This window comes from Anaerolinea thermophila UNI-1 (assembly GCF_000199675.1).
Taxonomy (GTDB): Bacteria; Chloroflexota; Anaerolineae; order Anaerolineales; family Anaerolineaceae; genus Anaerolinea; species Anaerolinea thermophila.
The window spans coordinates 2,917,387-2,933,520 of sequence record NC_014960.1 but is presented as its reverse complement, the minus strand read 5'-3'; the positions used below and the strand labels follow the sequence as shown (position 1 = coordinate 2,933,520).

Genomic DNA, 16,134 nt, shown 5'->3' with positions numbered 1-16,134 from the left:
TTATATATATGATAAAAATAGTCAATTGTTCGACCGGTTGTTTCTTCAGGATCGGATGAAAAACGCGCAGGAATTTCCTGCGTTTTTTGATTCTTCAACAAGTTCCCATGCAAACTTCAAAACAAAGTCGAACAGGTCAACTTTCTCATAGTTGAGAGGGCTATTTCCTTACCCTGCTGTTGAAAAATGGAGGTCGTTATGCCGTTTACCGATCGTTCTGATCTGTTCGGCGCCGTTCATGAGAACGGAATCAATCGTGTGGTGCGTCACATCATGCGCCAGCGTCCGTCTCTGTTCAATTACGCCACACCTTTTTTTCACAATCATGTGGAGATGTTTTGTGCAAAGTTCGAGGTGGATGAAAAGGTGCTGAAGGCAAAAAATCCGCTCTTTACCGAGCAGGAACTGTTGCCCATCCTGGGAGCGCCTGTACCCATCGGATTGAATTTTTGTTTGCAGTTGAGCGAAGTTGCCATTGATTTTTTCCCGGGCAGTGTTTTCAATTTACCGCCAGAATTGGGCAAACTTTCCCCTCAGCGGTTTGCTCTGCATCTCAAAGGCTGTATGGGCATAGATTGTCCTTCCAGGGATGTGATTGACGAATTATTGCCCCTCATCGAGCGTTACTTGGTTTCCCAAAAGCAACTGGTGATTGGCGAGACGAAAGAAAACGTTCCCGGAATCAGCACTCACTATACCCCGCCGGCAACCACCGCTTTCAACACGGATCGGGAAAAACAGCACACGATTCCTTTGCCCACGCGGGAATTGATTTGTTTCTGCCTGGAACTGTACGCCGTGGGATATTTTGAATGGGGAACTGTACCTGGCTCCCAACAAACCTGGCTCAAAACACGTTTGCAGGATTTGGAGATTGTCGATCTTCAACCCAACAACATGGAAAGCGCCATCGAGTGTTACCTGACCACGGTGCTGAAATTGGGCATTCTGCCGCGTCTGATTATCCCCCTGGAGAAGATGACGCTGGATCTCACCAAAGAATTTCAGAAGATGGGCTTACCCCTTGGCAGGACTGTCCAGTTGGAGCCGTCGGCGGTCCCGGCGGATGTTCCCAACAACCCGGCGGTTGAAGATGACCAGATCAAAGCCTTTTTCAAGTTAACTGTAACGGGGAGACTGTAACAAAATTGGTGGGCGAATTTTCGAAAAAAGGAAGGAAGAGAGAAGACGGGGGGAGAGGAGGGAATTACGGGAGGGCTCATGCCCAGAACTGACAGGCAACTGTGCTTCCGCGGAGCAACCCGGCGGTGGTTTTATATCGCCTGGCTTGCTGGGCGCGGCTCTTGAGCCTGCCAATCATCTGTTCCGTGCGATTATTGGTCCAGGGAATACCCACATCAGCATAGAAAGCCACATAGCGTTGCCAATCACGCGATAAGCGCAGGATCAGGTCGCGGAGTTTTTCCAGGGGCGTGCGTTTTCCTTCCGGTGGTGTACTCCTGCCCGGCAGGGATTTCCACAGGCGGTGTAAGAGGCGGTCTCCATGCAATGGCAGGTCGCGCAGGATTTCCTCGACCTTTTCAAGCACCCCCTGCCAGGCTGGATCCAACTCAGCCTGTAACCCCTTCAAAGCATGCTTTACCCAGCGCCGCACATGAAACTGACAGACCTGATGCCCTATCTCCAGTTCATCGGTCAGTTGCTTGTAGATCGCCAGATCATCGCTCACGATGGCGCCGATGTCATGCATCTCTTTCAACCGTTTCAGCCAGGTGAACAGAGCCCGGCTGTCTTTCTCGTCTACCTCGGCAACCTCCAGCAGACTACCATCTCCCAGATCCACCGCCACCATCACTCCTTTGCCTCCCACCCAGGCTCCATCTACCCCCACCACCCGCACGCTTTTCCATTTCAATTCCCCCATCAACTTTTCCCCCTCTGCCTGTACATGCCGCCACCCGCTCATATGACTGAGCCTCAGCCCAAAGATCCTCAACACCCCGGCTACCCTGCGATAACTCAATCCCAGTGACCACAGGATCACACTCAATTTCTTCAACCGTTCACTGTGCCGTCCATTGCCTACCCCCTCCGGATAGTCCCGAAAGGTGCGCCTGCACCGTGTGCATCGATACCTCACCACCTCGACATGACGAACTTTGACATCCTCGATGCGCCTTTTCTCCACTCCCCATCGCTGGAATGTCTCCCCCTGACAATATGGACAGCGCTTCGGACGAGCAGGCTTTTTTCGTTTTACCTGTGGCAGTTGGAGTATAATCTTCATGGAAGGGCTCCTGGAGTTGTGATATCAATATCTTACAGGATCCCTTCCTTTTTTTCCCTTTCTCCACCAAGTTTGTTACAGCGTCGTAACGGGAGGCGCGTAACCATGGTTGACATGACTGTTGCCGTATCGGAAAGCGCTTTTCAGCGGTTGTTTGTTGTCCTTCGGGACAGCATCCGCTGGGAGGCGCAGGACAGCACGAATTTTGGGCCCTTCACCGCCGGATACCACGTCAAGGGGCATCTGGAAGGGGGCAGTGTGGAGTTCCGCCCTGACCATTCGGTGCTGATTGATGAATTGGATGTGCGCTGGGATAAATTTGAGTTCACCCTGGGATTGGATATTCCCGAAATTTGCGTGGGGGGTGGATGTGTTGACATGCCCTGGCCCATCCCGGATTTCTGCCTGCCGCGCTGGTGTGTTTTTTCCGCAAATCCGGATGCGTCCATCTCGCCGGATCTGGCGGCTTTTGTGGCGCAGGAATTGAGCCTTGCCGGACGTCCGGTGGTGCGTTACTACGATGCAAGTGTGCCGTCCCCGGCAATTGATCCGTGCGGGCTGTTGAGAGATTTGCTGGTGGATGCCAGCGTAATTGATCCTTTCCCTGATCACAATCAATGGCATATTCATCTCAACCCCGATTTTATTGACCTGGATCTGTTCGACTTTGCGGATGTGGTGGGCGACCTGATTGAAAATGCGTTGACCAGCGCCGTGACGGCGCTTCTGCCCGGCGGCTGGGTGCGCGATTTGATTCTGGCAATCATCGGCGGCATTGCCGATTTCATCCGCTGGTTGCTGGATATCCCCGATGAAATTGATGAATGGCTGAGCGATTTGTTCAACATCAGTTTTGGGCTGGGAGATTTGCTCATTCAACTGGTGGGCGAGTTTTTTGGCGCCTGCGTGCCGATTTTGCGGGTGGATGATCCGCTGGAGATTCTGGCAAAAGAGACCAGCACATCGGTATTGTTGAGCGGCGCGCCGGTACAACTCGTCCCGGTGACAGTGCCAGTGCGCAATCTCTCCGTGCAGGTAGAGGATGTTGAAATGGTTATTCAGGCAGATGTTGGAGGTTAAGTCATGAGCAGTCAGCAAAAACAAGCCGTGTTGAACCGAGCCTTATTTACTCAGCGGTCGTTCGACAGCAGTCGCATTGCTGTGTTGTCCACGTTGATTCACCGCTTTGCAGAAGCCGGGGATTACGAAGTTTTCGTCAGCCGCACCCACCGCACCCCGCTGCGCCTAGAAGTTTCGGTGGTCGATGAAGATGCACCCTATCAGCATAACCTTGACCTTGCTACCCTGCAAACTCCGGAAAAGCGGGATTGCTGTCAGGGTGGAAAAGGTTTGCGCCTGCATGCCGGCGGGGTGTTGGGGTTTTATACCTCGCAGGGAGTTTCCACCTTTCAGGTGCGCATTTCGCGCCTGGGAGGAAAAGAAAAGCAGGTGCTGTTGAATCATGCCGAACAGATCCCGGCGGGAGACTTCTTTACCGTCACCCCGCTTTTACCCGGTATGTACCGTGTGAGCGACCCGGTCAACAAAGCGGAGATGATCCTGAAGGTCACCATGCCGCCTGTTCCGGAGCAGGGCAAGGTGGAAAAGGGCGAAAAAGCCCGGGGAGAGCGCCGCTCTCCCGTCTATCGTCCCGACCAGCCGGTGCTGATTACGGTGGGCAAGAAGGGATTTGACCGCCGCGAAGCCAGCCTGTTCTCCGGGCAGACGCTGGTCTTTCAGGTGCAAAGCGCCGCCCGCCTGCGTGTGGATCTGGAAAAGGAAGACGCCGGCACCACGCCGCCCAAAAAACGCCCTGTCAAACCGCCCCGCCCCAAACAGCAAGCCTGAATGGGTTGCTTGAACCGTTCGGCAAATTGCCCCGGAATTTGCCCCCTTGGGGCTGGATGAGACCTTAATCGTTCCCGGCGGAAGATTTTTTCTCGATGGTTTCTGAGAATTTCTTCCGCCGGGAAAAAGGTCATACAATCGGAAAGTTTCTGTAAAGTTCACCACATGCCTGAACCCTGCTGGGAATTTGTTATAATCATCCCATGCAAATTCGTTTCCTTAATGTCTTTCTCGGCGGGATGCTGGTGCTGGCGTGGCTGGCGGGATGTACGCCCACCCCCGCTGCGCCTGCGGTGACCGAGACGCCTGTCCCTTCGGTCCCCCTTCCCCCCACCGCAGTCCCCTCTCCCACCCCCACGCCTCAGCCGCTGGTGCTCGTGGTCAACGGCGAAGGGGTGCCGCTTGCTGAGTATGAAGCCAGTTTGAAGCAACTCCAGGAAGCCCAGGCGCAAATGGGGTTAACCAGCACGCCTGAGGAACAGCGCCGCATGGTGCTGGATGACCTTATCGCGGCGACCCTGCTGGCGCAAGCCGCTTTTAAAGAAGGCTTTACTCTGGATGATGCCGCTCTGGAAGAGCAGATTGCCGCACTGGCGGAACAGCGCGGCGGTATGTCTGCCCTGCAGAACTGGATGACCCGCATGGGCTACGATGAAGTCTCGTTTCGCTCGGCCTTGCGGCGTTCGCTCGCCGCGGCGTGGATGCGCGACACCATCGCCGCTCAGGTGCCTGAGCGTGCCGAGCAGGTTCACGCCCGCCAGATTTTGCTCATGACTCCCGAAACCGCTCAGCAGGTGCTGAACCAGATTCGTGCTGGCGCAAACTTTGCAACTTTAGCCTTTGGGTATGACCTCACCACCGGCGGTGATTTAGGCTGGTTCCCCCGTGGATACCTGACTCAGCCCGCCGTCGAAGAAGCCGCCTTTGCCCTGCAACCCGGCGAGGTCAGCGAGATCATTCAGACCGAACTGGGCTATCATATTCTTCAGGTGCTGGAGCGGGAGACCGACCGCCTGCTTTCGCCCGATGCCCGGCTGACCCTGCAACGCAAAGCCTTGGAAGCCTGGCTTCAACAGGCGCGCACTCAAGCCCAGATAGAAGAACGCCTGCCTTGAGGGGGGATAACTCTCTAGAAGAAGGAAAGGAAACGGCATGGGATTTCTGGACGAAGTCAACGAACCGGATTTATCTCTGGAGCCTGAATCTTCTCCGCCGCCCCGCCCAAGCGCGCCCCGCCGCGCCGCATCCCGGCGGCGCAGTGCTGACGGCTTTTGGGACGGCTTAACCGTCCTTTTGCTGGTGGGCATGGCAGGGATGATTCTGTATTTCTTCCTCATCTTCCAAAACCCCTATGCTTCCTTCAATCCCTACCCGCCCGATACTCCTGTTCCTACCCTCTTTATCCCTACCTTTACGCCTACGCCGAAAGTACTCCCGCCCACCTGGACGCTTACTCCCACACTGGAGCCGACCTTTACCCTGACCCCTTCCGCGACGGTTACCGAAACGCCTACCGTGACCTTCACGCCCGCTCCACCCACCGATACCCCGCAGGTCTCGGCATACCGCTACCTGATGCGCGGCTCGCCCGACTACCTGCCCGGCAAGGTGATTCATCCCGATGAGGGGTGCAAGTTGTGGGTGGCGGGGCAAGCTTTTGACCTCAAGGGCGCGCCGGTGGTGGGCATTACCGTGCAGATTGGCGGCAGTCTTGACCGACCGCTGTATCTGCTCACGCTGACAGGCACGGCTCCGCAGTATGGCACTGGCGGATATGAGTTCGTCCTGGCGGAGCAAGCCCTGGCTTCTACGGAGTCGGTTTGGGTGCAGTTGCTGGATCAGGAAGGTTATGCCCTCTCGCCGCGGGTGTACTTCAATACCTACGCCGATTGTGAGAAAAACCTGATTCTGGTCAATTTCAAGCAGGTTCGATAAGCGATTTACACTGGATGAGAAGCCGCCCGCTGAGTATCAGCGGGCGGTGTGTGTTTATGGACGGGGCTGGATGTTTACGACTTCATCCCCTTTCAGCAGACCTTTCAACGGCGCGGCTGGCAGTGCCATCACCCGGCTGGGGGCGAAGTATTCGAAATCCCACTGCACCGCCTCTCCCGCGTGTTTCCCCGGCACGGGGAGCAGTCGGGCGATGAGGGACTTGTTCAGGCGCAGGGAAATTGCCCCAATATCCAGCAGTACGCCTTCCAACTGCTCCGGCGTGGCATCCCCGGGCAGGGGCAGGGTATCCAGACCGGCGCCGCACATGCAGGAATACAACAGCAGGTCTTTTACCCCCAGTGTTTCCTGTGCGGCGCGCTTTGCCAGAATAGAATCTTCCAGCACGGGGAGCATCAAGCCGTTGAAACCGGTCTTCAACCAGCGTCCGCGGTCGAGAGCATCGGCAAGGAACGCCGCCGAAGCAACCGAGCCCGCCTGTCCCAGCGCAGGCAAGCCCAGTGTTTCCAGCGCGCCCGCCAGCGAGCACCAATCCGCCGGGTAGGGCGCAAAGGAAAAGTCCAGCCCTTTGAACTCCACCTCAAACTGCTGGCTGAGATGTGTGGCGCGTGCCGTCAGGCGGGTGGCGGTATCTTCCAGCGCGGTGATGAGGCGCTGGCGGGCGTCCTGCAGGGAAGTTGCCCGCCGCAGGGCTTCCAGTGCCAGATCGGCGCTTTCTACCGCTAGGGCAAAAGCCGGACGCTCCCCATTGTGATAGGCGGCGGGGAAGAAGGGGGTATGCGCGTTCACGTTTGCCAGCGCGCCAAACCGCAAGTTGGCAAACCCGTCGGGACTTAACCCCGCCGCGCGGTGAATAATCTGTGCGCAGGCGCGGACTGCCGGCAGGGACAGTCCTTCGGTATTTGTGGCAATCACCCCGCCAAAGAAGACGTTTTGCGTGGCTTCCAGCATGGGGACGATTAAATCGTAACTGGCGGGGAACCTTGGCAGGGCAGGACCTAACGAAAGGTAGGAAAAACCGCGCTCGCGGGCATCGGCTTCCAGCGACTGCGCCAGGCGTACGGCGTTGCCGATTTCTTCGGTAGGATAGAGCAGAGGAAAAGGCACGGTTGCCAGGCGGGTGGTCTGCACCTCAATTCCGGCATTGTTGAAGAGGGTTTGTGCTTCCTGCGCCAGCCGGGCAAGGCGGTCGAGATGCGCATAGCCTTGAGCACTGCGCGGGTCAAAAAAACAGGTCACCGAACGGACTTTCATGGTGCTTGTCTCCTTTGTCGTACCACTTCGAACAGCAAAATGCCTGCGGCAACTGCCGCATTGAGCGATTCACTCTTTCCTGGCATGGGGATGGTGATATTGCCGTCCACCAGCGCGCGCATTTCCAGGCTGGCGCCTTCGGCTTCCCCGCCAATCACCAGCGCCAGCGGCTGGGTCAGGTCGGTATCCCAGCAGGGAGTGCCGTTCTCGGCTTCTGCCAGGTACAAGTGCATGCCGGGGTGCTGATGGCGAAAATCCCGCATCCACTCCAGCGAGACTTCCTGAACCGGCAGGCGGAAATGCGCTCCCATGCCGGCGCGCAGAACCTTGGGGGAGAAGGCGTCCACCGTGCCGGGGGTAAGCCAGACGGTTTGCGCGCCTGCCGCCGCCGCCGAACGCAACAGCGTACCCAGATTGCCCGGGTCGCGCAGGTTATCGGCGATGACCACAAAATCCAGCGGCTCGGGCAGAGAGTAAACCCGGCGGGCAAAAACAGTCAGGATGCCCTGGGGGGTTTCGGTATCCGAGATTTGTTTCAGAAGCGAAGCAGGCACCTCAAAAACTTCCGCTCCCTGCGCGTGAAGCGCGGGAAGCAGGGCTTGTCCGCGAGCCGAAAGGTCGGCGGAGTACAGCGCCATGACTGCTTGCCAGCCGGCTTGCACGCCTTCTTCAACCAGGCGCACCCCTTCGGCGACAAACCAGCCGCGTTCGCGGCGTTCCTCACGGCGCTGAATCAGCGCGCGAATGCTTTGAATGCGTGGATTGTGGAGGGAAGTAATCTTCTCAACAGGCACAAAATGATTTTACCCGTTTTTGAAACACAAAGCAGTGAAATGACGGTAAACTGGACTTATTCCAACCTTTTGGAGTGTGGAGCATGTTGCCTGGATTGTCATTCCTTCCCGAAGCCAAACGGCAATTGCTGGAAACGCTGGTGGAGCGCCTCAGTAAAATCGAGGGGTTGGTTGCTGTTGTGCTGGGCGGCTCGTATGCCAGCGGCACTTTTCATGAAGCCTCGGATATGGATATCGGCTTGTATTATGAAGAGTCTGCACCGTTTTCAATCGAAGATATTCGCACGGTCGCGCAGGAAGCGGCAGAAAATGGTAATGTCACGGTCACGGGGTTTTACGAGTGGGGCCCGTGGGTCAACGGGGGTGCTTGGATTCATACCCCGCACGGGAAGGTGGACTTTCTCTACCGCAACCTCAATCAGGTTCAGCGCACGATTGCCGAAGCGCGAGAGGGCATTGTGCATCATGATTACGATCAGCAACCCACTTACGGCTGGTACAGCGTAATTTACCTGGCGGAGACGCAAATTTGTATCCCGTTGTACGACCCTGAGGGCCGGGTTTCCCAACTCAAGCAGGAAGTAGCCCCTTATCCGCCTAAACTTAAGCAGAAAATCCTTGCCGATTCGCTCTGGTCGGTAGAGTTTACTCTACTTCATGCGCGCGGTTTTGCCACTCAGGGTGATGTGTATAACACGGTGGGGTGTCTGACGCGCGCCGCATCTAACCTGACGCAGGCGCTCTTTGCGTTGAATGAGCGTTATTTCATACGCGATAAAAAAGTAATGAAAACTCTGGCGGGTTTTTCCATCCTGCCCCTGGGGTACGCGGATACCTTGCAGGACATTCTGGCGTATCCGGGCAGGAGGGCGGCGGAGTTAATCCAGTCGGTTCAGGCGATGGAACAGGTCTGGCAGAGTGTGGTGGCGTTGCCGGGGGTGGATTATGCCCCAAAGTTTCGCTTGTAGGGGGTAGGGTGAAAGCCAACCTACCCGATAAAGCCTGCAATTCGTTTCTATTCTGAGGATATACACAATATCTCTTGTACAACCTATTGGATGGACTTTCTCTGGCAGGTATAATGAGATAAATTATTTGCTTTTCTCACCGGCATTGTAACAAGCAAGACAGACGTTTCCACGGGGAGGGGGTCTAATGGATTGGATCTGGCTAATCCTCTCGGTACTTATTGGTTATCTTTTCGGTTCTATTTCCTTTGCGCGGATTATTGTCCGGCGCCTTTCCCCTGAGGTAGATCTCACCCAAGCCGCCATGCCCATTCAAGGGGTGGATGACCCCATGCCGTTAAAAACCGTGAGCGCCACGACCGCAGGGCTGATGCTGGGGGAAAAAGTAGGCGGTGTGATTGGAATTTTGGATATGCTCAAAGCCTTTATTCCTGTACTGGTAATTCGCCTGATTTTCTCGGATCAACCTTATTTTTTGCTGACGGCATTGTCGAGCACCATTGGTCGCAACTGGCCTCTCTATTACCGCTTTCAGGGTGGACGTGGAATTTCCACCATTTATGGCGGCTTGCTTGCCATTGATTGGCTTGGGGCAGTACTTACCTCAGTGGGGGGAATGTTGCTGGGAATTGCCGTGTTGCGCGATTTTGCTCTGGTATTTCCTCTCAGTCTTCTTCTCATCATTCCGTGGATGGGAGTGAGGACGGGAAGTCTCTGGTATATCCTGTATGCGTTGGGGGTAAATGTTTTGTTCTGGATTGCTATCCTGCCAGAATTGAAGGAGGTGGCGCGGATTCGCCGAAAACGTGGCTGGAAGTGATGGAAGCCAATCAACTTTGAGAGAGGACTGGTTTGCCTGATGTTTCGGCTTCTTCGCCTGCTTACACTGCGATCTTTGCGCATACATTTCCTGCGCACCTGGCTCAGCACCCTGGGAATTGTTCTGGGCGTTGCCAGCATTCTTGCTATGGGCACCACCAACGCAGCAGCGCTGGATGCTGTCTCCCGTCTTTTTCAGGATGCGGCAGGAAGCGCTCATCTAACCGTAGTCCCTGGTAATGCTTCAGAAAAAGGCATCTCCGAAAGCCTTCTACGCAGAATTCGCACGTACCCTGGCGTTCGCTTTGTTGCTCCTTCTCTTCAGGGACAGGCAGTTCTAGCAAAGCAAGCCCCACAGGGTGGGGTGGGAATCAGTTTCTTCGGGATTGGGGTAGAGGGAGGATTAACCCTGTATGGGGTTGACCCCGCGCTGGATGCGGTGGTGCGTCAGTATTCTCTTTTGGAAGGAAGAATGTTGCGCGATGCCCCGGGTGAAATTTTACTGGTTGAGACCTTTGCAAACGAACAAAATCTCAAGGTGGGGGGAAGGGTAGAGCTGTTCACTCCCAGCGGAGTTCAGCGTTTTCAACTGGTAGGTATTCTGAAGCGGGAGGGTGCCGGGCGCATTAATAACGGTGCGGTCGGTTTTGTCCCCTTAAAGCAAGCCCAGAAGATTTTTGAGCGTTCTGGGGAACTGGATCGCATGGATGTGGTTGTAGAAGAGCCCTATCGAGGGGTCAAAGAACTTGAATCGTTGCGCCTCACTCTCATGGAGCGTCTTGGCGATGAGGTTTCGGTGGTTTATCCCTCCGGACAGGGCAAGCGTATGGCGCAGATGTTCAACAGTTACCAGATTGGCTTGAATTTTATGAGCGGCATGGCACTCTTTGTGGGTGTGTTTCTCATCTACAATACCTTTTCCATGCGGGTGGTGGAGCGCAAGCGAGAATTTGGTATGCTCCGCACCTTAGGGATGACCAATCGTCAGGTGGCCGTGCTGGTGCTGGCAGAAGCCGGTCTCTTGGGCGTGATGGGTTCGATAGCCGGGGTGGCGTTGGGGTTGCTTCTCTCGGTGGGGCTGGCACGGTTGCTTTCAGTGTTGCTTGGACAAGACCTGACGATTTCCAGTATTCCAGGCGGGGTGTTGTTTTCCAGTGTTGTGGCGGGCTTGCTGGCTACCTTGGTTGCCGCCTCTTTGCCTGCTTATCAGGCAAGCCGTATTTCTCCAATGGAATCATTGCGCATCCGGGGAATCCAGCGTGAAGGATGGCTTTTCAGATTTGGTTGGGCGATAGGGTTAGCCATTTTTCTTCTCTCCACGTTGTTGCTTGTCTGGAATCCTTTTGCTTATGATGTTCAATTTCGTCTGGGCAGTCTCTCGGTCTTTGGTCTATTTGTCGGAGGGGCTTTGTTCATCCCCGGTAGTCTGGACCTTTGGGACCGGATTTCCCGTCCCGTATTTGTACGACTTTACGGCAATAGTGGACGCCTGGGAACGGCAAATATCCGTCGTGCGCGTCTTCGCACCACTCTGACCGTTGCCGCTTTGATGATGGGGGTTGCCATGACAGTGGTGGTGCGAGGCATGACCAGTTCCTTCAAAGTGGACTTGCTCGACTGGATCAATGCTGTAGTTGGCGGGGATATTTACGTGGGCTCTTCCCTCTCTTTGCAGGGAGATGTCTGGCGGCGGATTGCTGCAGTGGAGGGCGTTCAAGCCGCCACCCCCATTCGTTATGTGGATGTCCGGGCCCGTCTGCAGGGGAGAGAGGAAGAGGACCTTATCTTTATGGCGGTTGATCCCCGACAATACGTTCAGGTTACGCGTTTTGTATTCAGTGATCCCGGCACCGATTTACAAACTGTCATTCAACAACTGGAACAGGGCGAGCATGTTTTGGTTTCCAGCGTAATCGCAGATCGCTTTGGACTTGGGGTTGGGGATGTGCTTTCACTCAAAACCAGTAGCGGGTGGAAAGGATTTACGGTTGCCGGTGTGGTTGTGGATTTCTACAATCAGGGTTTGACTGTCACCGGAACGTGGCAGGACATGCGCAGGTACTTTAAACTTTCCGATGCCTCAGCCATCTTTGTGCGGGTTCAGCCTGGTACCTCCATTCAATCGGTCATCCATCGCATGGATGAACAGTATGGAGAGCGTTATCGCCTGACCTTGCTGTCGAATGAGACGTTAAAAGCCCAGATTAATACCCTTCTCAACCAAGCCTTTAGCATGTTTGATATGCTGGCAATCATTGCCATTCTGGTGGCATCTCTGGGGATTGTGAACACCCTGACCATGAATGTTCTGGAGCGCGCGCGGGAGATTGGCATGTTGCGCAGTATTGGCATGACCCGGGAACAGGTGGCAGGGATGATTCTTGCTGAAGCCGGGGTAATGGGATTGTTTGGAGGACTCTTGGGGCTGGCTTTCGGCGCCTTGCTTTCCAGAATTTTTTTGCAAGCCATGATGGCGATGTCCAACTACCGCTTGCAATTTGTTCTACCCGTTGAAGGCTTACTGATCAGTTTGCTGGCGGCTTGGGGTATCTCTCAAATTGCGGCACTGATCCCTGCGGTGCGTGCCTCACAAATACCTGTACTCGAAGCCATTCGTTATGAATGAGTCGTCATGGTTGGATCTTGATAAATGCAGTCATACCCCATCGCAGGGATTGCGGCGGGTTTTCAAGTTCAATGGTCACCGGATACGTCACGTTCACCCCCGGCGCGGCTTTCAGGGCAATTTTCACCACTTTTCCCCTGACAGTGATGCCTTCCAGGGCATCAAAGGTGACCAGCACATCATCTCCAATGGCAATTTGCGCTACGTCCACCTCGCTTAAGTCGGTCGTTTCCACCTGCATCTTTGAAAGGTCTGCCAGCAGGATAATCGGTTGACCAGGGGCTAGCACATCCCCTACTTTGGGGGCAATCTCCACCACCTGACCTCCGAAGGGGGCTTGTAATGTAGCACTGCGCAGGGCTGCTTCGGCCTGTTCAAGGGCTGCCTGCGCAGCCTCCACATCTGCGTCTGCCTGGGTAATTTGTGCCCGCGAGGCGCCTTCTTCCAGGGCTTTCAAAGAGGCACGGGCGCTTTCCAGTTGGGCTTTCGCGGCGTCAATCTCGATTTGTCGCGCTCCGCTGCGTTCCAGACGGTCGAGATTGGCTTCTGCACTGGCTACAGCCGCTACTGCAGCGGCGCGGGAATCTTCTTTAGGCAGTTCTTCCAACTCATTGCGAATGTTGCGTGCCCGAATCAATGCGGCTTTGGCTTGGGTGACTGCCGCTCGCAGGATAGTCTCGTCCAACCGTGCCAGGATTTGCCCTGGGGAGACGGTGTCTCCCGTTGCAACCAATAGTTCTCGCAGGGTACCGCCGCTTTCAAATCCAACCCACTGATACTGAGCAGGAATCACGGTGCCAGAAGCCGTAATCGTTGAGTCGGCTAAATCATTTGCAGAGAGAGGGGTGGCTTGAGGAGTGATACCCGCGGGGTTGCATCCGGAAAGCCCCACGACAAAAATAAACAGGAGAATTGGAAAAGAACGAAGAAAGCGGTGCATAATATTTACCCCCACGAAAAAGTAGGTATTTCAACCTAATCATACAGGAGAAAAGTTCTCGAGGCAAACTGAAAACTTGAAGCGGTATAAGGTTGGATCGGGTAAATAATCTTAAAAAAATTTGACAATGCATGGCAGTTGTGGTAGGCTTTAAATGCAAGGTTTAAGTGCTCTTTTTTAATTCTTAAAAAGTGAAACGTTTCACTTCCTTTATCCCACCCTTGAATGGAATGGAACCACGCTCATGAGCCATCCCTTTGAATGCAAATACGGTTACTTCTCCGACGATGGCAGGGAATACTGCATCACTACTCCATTTACGCCCCGTCCCTGGGGCAACATCATCAGCAATGGCGATTACAGCCTGATGATTTCCCAAAACGGCTCGGGGTATTCCTGGCGCGGCAATGCCGGGCAGAACCGCATCACCCGTTCATTTCAGGATTTAATCAAGGACAATTGGGGGAAGTATCTTTACATTCGTGACCGCAAAAGCGGCGCTTTTTGGTCGGCAACCTTCAAGCCCGTCATGCATCCTTACGAGGATTTCCTGGTTGTTCATAGCATTGGTTATTCCCGTTTCATTCAGGTCATCGAGGGTATCCGCAGTGAACTGACCGTCTTTATCGCCCCTGATGCGCCGGTGGAATTGATGCAGTTAACCCTCACCAACCTCGGTGAGGACACCCGTGAACTGGATGTGACTTCTTATGCCGAGTGGGCGCTAGGGTTTGCCCCTGACGAACACCGCGAGTTTCATAAATTGTTCATCGACACTTCCACCGATTTTACTCTCAATGCTGTGTTTGCCCGCAAGTACCTGTGGGGCTTCCCCGATGAGCATGGACGTTACAACAATATCAACTGGCCCTACACGGCTTTCATGGCAGTCAGCGAGCCGCTGGTTTCCTTTGATTGCGATAAAGAGTCCTTCCTCGGCATGTACCGCAGTGAGGAGCACCCCGCCGCCATGGATGCGCAACACCTGAGCGGGCGTGTGGGGCGTTTTCACGATGCCATTGCCGCTCTGCAGGTAGCGGTCAGCCTGGCGCCGCAGCAATCGAAGACGGTGGTTTTCACCCTGGGCGCTGCTGAAGATGAAAAGGAAGACGCCGCTGCTTTGATTCGCCGTTTTACCTCGGTGGAAGCCAGTCGGCAAACCCTGCAGGCCGTACATGACTTCTGGTCGCGCTTTGTAGATGGAGAACATGTTGAGACGCCCGACCCCGCTCTCAACTTCATGACCAATTACTGGCTCAAGTATCAGGCGATTTCCTGCCGCTTGTGGGGTAAGTCGGCGTTCTATCAGGTCTCAGCGGGCTACGGCTACCGGGATCAACTGCAGGACAGCCAGATTTTTCTGGTGGGAGACCCGTCCTTTGCCCGCAAGCAACTGCTAATGCACGCCGCCCAGCAGTTCATCGAAGGCGATGTCCTGCACTGGTGGTTTTCCATCCGCGGCGGTGGCCCGCGCACCAATTGCTCGGACGATTTGCTGTGGTTGCCCTTTATTCTGGATGCTTACCTGAAAGAAACCGCCGATTACGCCATTCTGGACGAAGCCGTTCCGTACCTGAATGCCCCCGCAGAACCGCTGTATGACCACTGCAAACGTGCCATCGAACGGGCTTTCTCGCGCTTCTCCCCACGCGGTATCCCCTTGATGGGCGATCACGACTGGAACGACGGTTTGAACGCCGTGGGTACCCTGCTGAAAGGCGAAAGTTTTTGGGTTGCCGAGTTCCTTTACGTGATTCTGGGAAATTTCATCCCGCTGGCGCGACGCCGCGGCGATGAGTGCTTTGCCCGCCGTTGCGAGGATGTGCGTGTCAGCCTGAAAGATGCCCTCAACCGCTTCGGCTGGGATGGGGAGTGGTATCTTCAGGCAACCACCGATGCTGGCCTGCCGCTGGGTTCGCATGAAAACGATGAGGGCAGGATTTTCCTCATGCCCAATATCTGGGCAATCATCAGCGGGATGGCGGAAGGCGAGCGCACCCGCAAGGTGGTGGACTCGATTACCCGCTACCTGCTCAAAGATTACGGCACTCTGCTCAATTACCCCGCTTTCACCAAACCCCGTCCCGATGTGGGCTATGTCACCCGCTATGCGCCCGGCTTGCGCGAGAATGGTGGCGTTTATACCCATGCCGCTACCTGGTCGGTGTGGGCATATACCCTGGCGGGGGAACCTGAACGGGCTTACGAAGCCTACCACAAAATTTGTCCCCCTAACCGCAGTGCCGATATCGACACCTATAAAGCCGAGCCTTATGTTACCCCCGGAAATGTGGATGGTCCGCAGTCCGAGTATTACGGTCGCGGCGGGTGGACGTGGTACACCGGCTCCGCGCAGTGGCTTCACCGGGTGGCAACGCACTGGATTCTGGGGATTCGCCCGCAGGAAGAGGGCTTGCTGGTAGATCCCTCAATCCCTGCGGAGTGGGATGGCTTTACCGTTCGTCGCCGTTTCCGTAGCGCTGAATACGAAATTCACGTGCGCAACCCTGAGCATGTCCATCGCGGGGTGAAGTCGCTGGTGGTGGACGGCAAGCCGTTAGAAAGCAATCTGATTCCCGTCTTTGCTGATGGACAGAAGCATGTGGTAGAGGTAGTGTTGGGACGCAAAGAGTAAACAAATTCCTGTCCGCTGGCGCTTTCGGCGGATGGTTTAGAAGGTTGTG

At 55.2% G+C, this 16,134-nt stretch carries 13 protein-coding genes; 9 read left to right on the top strand and 4 right to left on the bottom strand.

Features of this window, described 5'->3' with window-relative positions; all coding sequences use genetic code 11:
- Positions 1-198: 198 nt before the first annotated feature.
- Positions 199-1,143, top strand: coding sequence for a hypothetical protein (locus tag ANT_RS13220; RefSeq protein ID WP_013561032.1), 945 nt, complete (start codon positions 199-201; stop codon positions 1,141-1,143).
- A gap of 76 nt (positions 1,144-1,219) precedes the next feature.
- On the opposite strand, the gene ANT_RS13215 is transcribed toward ANT_RS13220, so the two are convergent.
- Positions 1,220-2,248 carry an IS66 family transposase gene (locus ANT_RS13215; RefSeq protein WP_013558534.1) on the bottom strand — a complete coding sequence of 343 codons (1,029 nt, stop codon included), beginning with the start codon at positions 2,246-2,248 and terminating at the stop codon, positions 1,220-1,222.
- Between the two features lie 105 nt (positions 2,249-2,353).
- Here ANT_RS13215 and ANT_RS13210 point away from each other — a divergent pair, with 105 nt between their 5' ends.
- The 4 genes from ANT_RS13210 (at position 2,354) to ANT_RS13195 (ending at position 6,031) form a co-directional block, all read left to right on the top strand.
- On the top strand, positions 2,354-3,328 hold the full coding sequence (locus tag ANT_RS13210) for a hypothetical protein (RefSeq protein ID WP_013561031.1): 975 nt from the start codon (positions 2,354-2,356) through the stop codon (positions 3,326-3,328).
- A 3-nt stretch (positions 3,329-3,331) separates the two neighbouring features.
- Complete coding sequence (locus ANT_RS13205; protein WP_013561030.1) at positions 3,332-4,096, top strand: hypothetical protein; 765 nt, start codon at positions 3,332-3,334, stop codon at positions 4,094-4,096.
- Positions 4,097-4,299: 203 nt separating this feature from the next.
- Positions 4,300-5,211 carry a peptidylprolyl isomerase gene (locus ANT_RS16635; protein ID WP_013561029.1) on the top strand — a complete coding sequence of 304 codons (912 nt, stop codon included), beginning with the start codon at positions 4,300-4,302 and terminating at the stop codon, positions 5,209-5,211.
- A gap of 37 nt (positions 5,212-5,248) precedes the next feature.
- On the top strand, positions 5,249-6,031 hold the full coding sequence (locus tag ANT_RS13195) for a hypothetical protein (protein WP_013561028.1): 783 nt from the start codon (positions 5,249-5,251) through the stop codon (positions 6,029-6,031).
- A 54-nt stretch (positions 6,032-6,085) separates the two neighbouring features.
- Here ANT_RS13195 and ANT_RS13190 read toward each other — a convergent pair whose 3' ends face one another.
- Complete coding sequence (locus tag ANT_RS13190) at positions 6,086-7,303, bottom strand: DUF711 family protein (protein ID WP_013561027.1); 1,218 nt, start codon at positions 7,301-7,303, stop codon at positions 6,086-6,088.
- Entirely contained in the window at positions 7,300-8,097 is a 798-nt protein-coding gene (locus ANT_RS13185) for a TrmH family RNA methyltransferase (protein ID WP_013561026.1), read from the bottom strand. Before ANT_RS13185 ends, ANT_RS13190 begins: the two co-directional genes overlap by 4 nt.
- Positions 8,098-8,180: 83 nt before the next feature.
- On the opposite strand from ANT_RS13185, the gene ANT_RS13180 reads away from it, so the two are divergent.
- The 3 genes from ANT_RS13180 to ANT_RS13170 all read left to right on the top strand — a co-directional run bounded on the left by ANT_RS13180 (position 8,181) and on the right by ANT_RS13170 (position 12,510).
- The gene (locus tag ANT_RS13180) at positions 8,181-9,065 is read left to right on the top strand and encodes a nucleotidyltransferase domain-containing protein (RefSeq protein ID WP_049784912.1); all 885 of its coding nucleotides are present in this window, start codon (positions 8,181-8,183) and stop codon (positions 9,063-9,065) included.
- Positions 9,066-9,252: 187 nt separating this feature from the next.
- Positions 9,253-9,885 (top strand): glycerol-3-phosphate acyltransferase, encoded by a 633-nt coding sequence (locus ANT_RS16630; RefSeq protein WP_013561024.1) that lies wholly within the window; start codon positions 9,253-9,255, stop codon positions 9,883-9,885.
- A 39-nt stretch (positions 9,886-9,924) separates the two neighbouring features.
- Positions 9,925-12,510 (top strand): ABC transporter permease, encoded by a 2,586-nt coding sequence (locus ANT_RS13170; protein ID WP_013561023.1) that lies wholly within the window; start codon positions 9,925-9,927, stop codon positions 12,508-12,510.
- A 4-nt stretch (positions 12,511-12,514) separates the two neighbouring features.
- On the opposite strand, the gene ANT_RS13165 is transcribed toward ANT_RS13170, so the two are convergent.
- The gene (locus ANT_RS13165) at positions 12,515-13,450 is read right to left on the bottom strand and encodes an HlyD family secretion protein (RefSeq protein WP_013561022.1); all 936 of its coding nucleotides are present in this window, start codon (positions 13,448-13,450) and stop codon (positions 12,515-12,517) included.
- Positions 13,451-13,694: 244 nt separating this feature from the next.
- Here ANT_RS13165 and ANT_RS13160 point away from each other — a divergent pair, with 244 nt between their 5' ends.
- The gene (locus ANT_RS13160; RefSeq protein ID WP_013561021.1) at positions 13,695-16,085 is read left to right on the top strand and encodes a glycoside hydrolase family 94 protein; all 2,391 of its coding nucleotides are present in this window, start codon (positions 13,695-13,697) and stop codon (positions 16,083-16,085) included.
- The last annotated feature ends 49 nt before the right edge of the window (positions 16,086-16,134 follow it).

Excerpts from the sequence above, each read along its gene's own strand:
- ANT_RS13220 (WP_013561032.1), top strand. The coding sequence starts at position 199 with ATGCCGTTTACCGATCGTTCTGATCTGTTCGGCGCCGTTCATGAGAAC.
- ANT_RS16635 (WP_013561029.1), top strand. The coding sequence starts at position 4,300 with ATGCAAATTCGTTTCCTTAATGTCTTTCTCGGCGGGATGCTGGTGCTG.
- ANT_RS13215 (WP_013558534.1), bottom strand. The coding sequence starts at position 2,248 with ATGAAGATTATACTCCAACTGCCACAGGTAAAACGAAAAAAGCCTGCT.
- ANT_RS13205 (WP_013561030.1), top strand. The coding sequence starts at position 3,332 with ATGAGCAGTCAGCAAAAACAAGCCGTGTTGAACCGAGCCTTATTTACT.
- ANT_RS13160 (WP_013561021.1), top strand. The coding sequence starts at position 13,695 with ATGAGCCATCCCTTTGAATGCAAATACGGTTACTTCTCCGACGATGGC.
- ANT_RS16630 (WP_013561024.1), top strand. The coding sequence starts at position 9,253 with ATGGATTGGATCTGGCTAATCCTCTCGGTACTTATTGGTTATCTTTTC.
- ANT_RS13165 (WP_013561022.1), bottom strand. The coding sequence starts at position 13,450 with ATGCACCGCTTTCTTCGTTCTTTTCCAATTCTCCTGTTTATTTTTGTC.
- ANT_RS13195 (WP_013561028.1), top strand. The coding sequence starts at position 5,249 with ATGGGATTTCTGGACGAAGTCAACGAACCGGATTTATCTCTGGAGCCT.
- ANT_RS13190 (WP_013561027.1), bottom strand. The coding sequence starts at position 7,303 with ATGAAAGTCCGTTCGGTGACCTGTTTTTTTGACCCGCGCAGTGCTCAA.
- ANT_RS13210 (WP_013561031.1), top strand. The coding sequence starts at position 2,354 with ATGGTTGACATGACTGTTGCCGTATCGGAAAGCGCTTTTCAGCGGTTG.
- ANT_RS13170 (WP_013561023.1), top strand. The coding sequence starts at position 9,925 with ATGTTTCGGCTTCTTCGCCTGCTTACACTGCGATCTTTGCGCATACAT.
- ANT_RS13180 (WP_049784912.1), top strand. The coding sequence starts at position 8,181 with ATGTTGCCTGGATTGTCATTCCTTCCCGAAGCCAAACGGCAATTGCTG.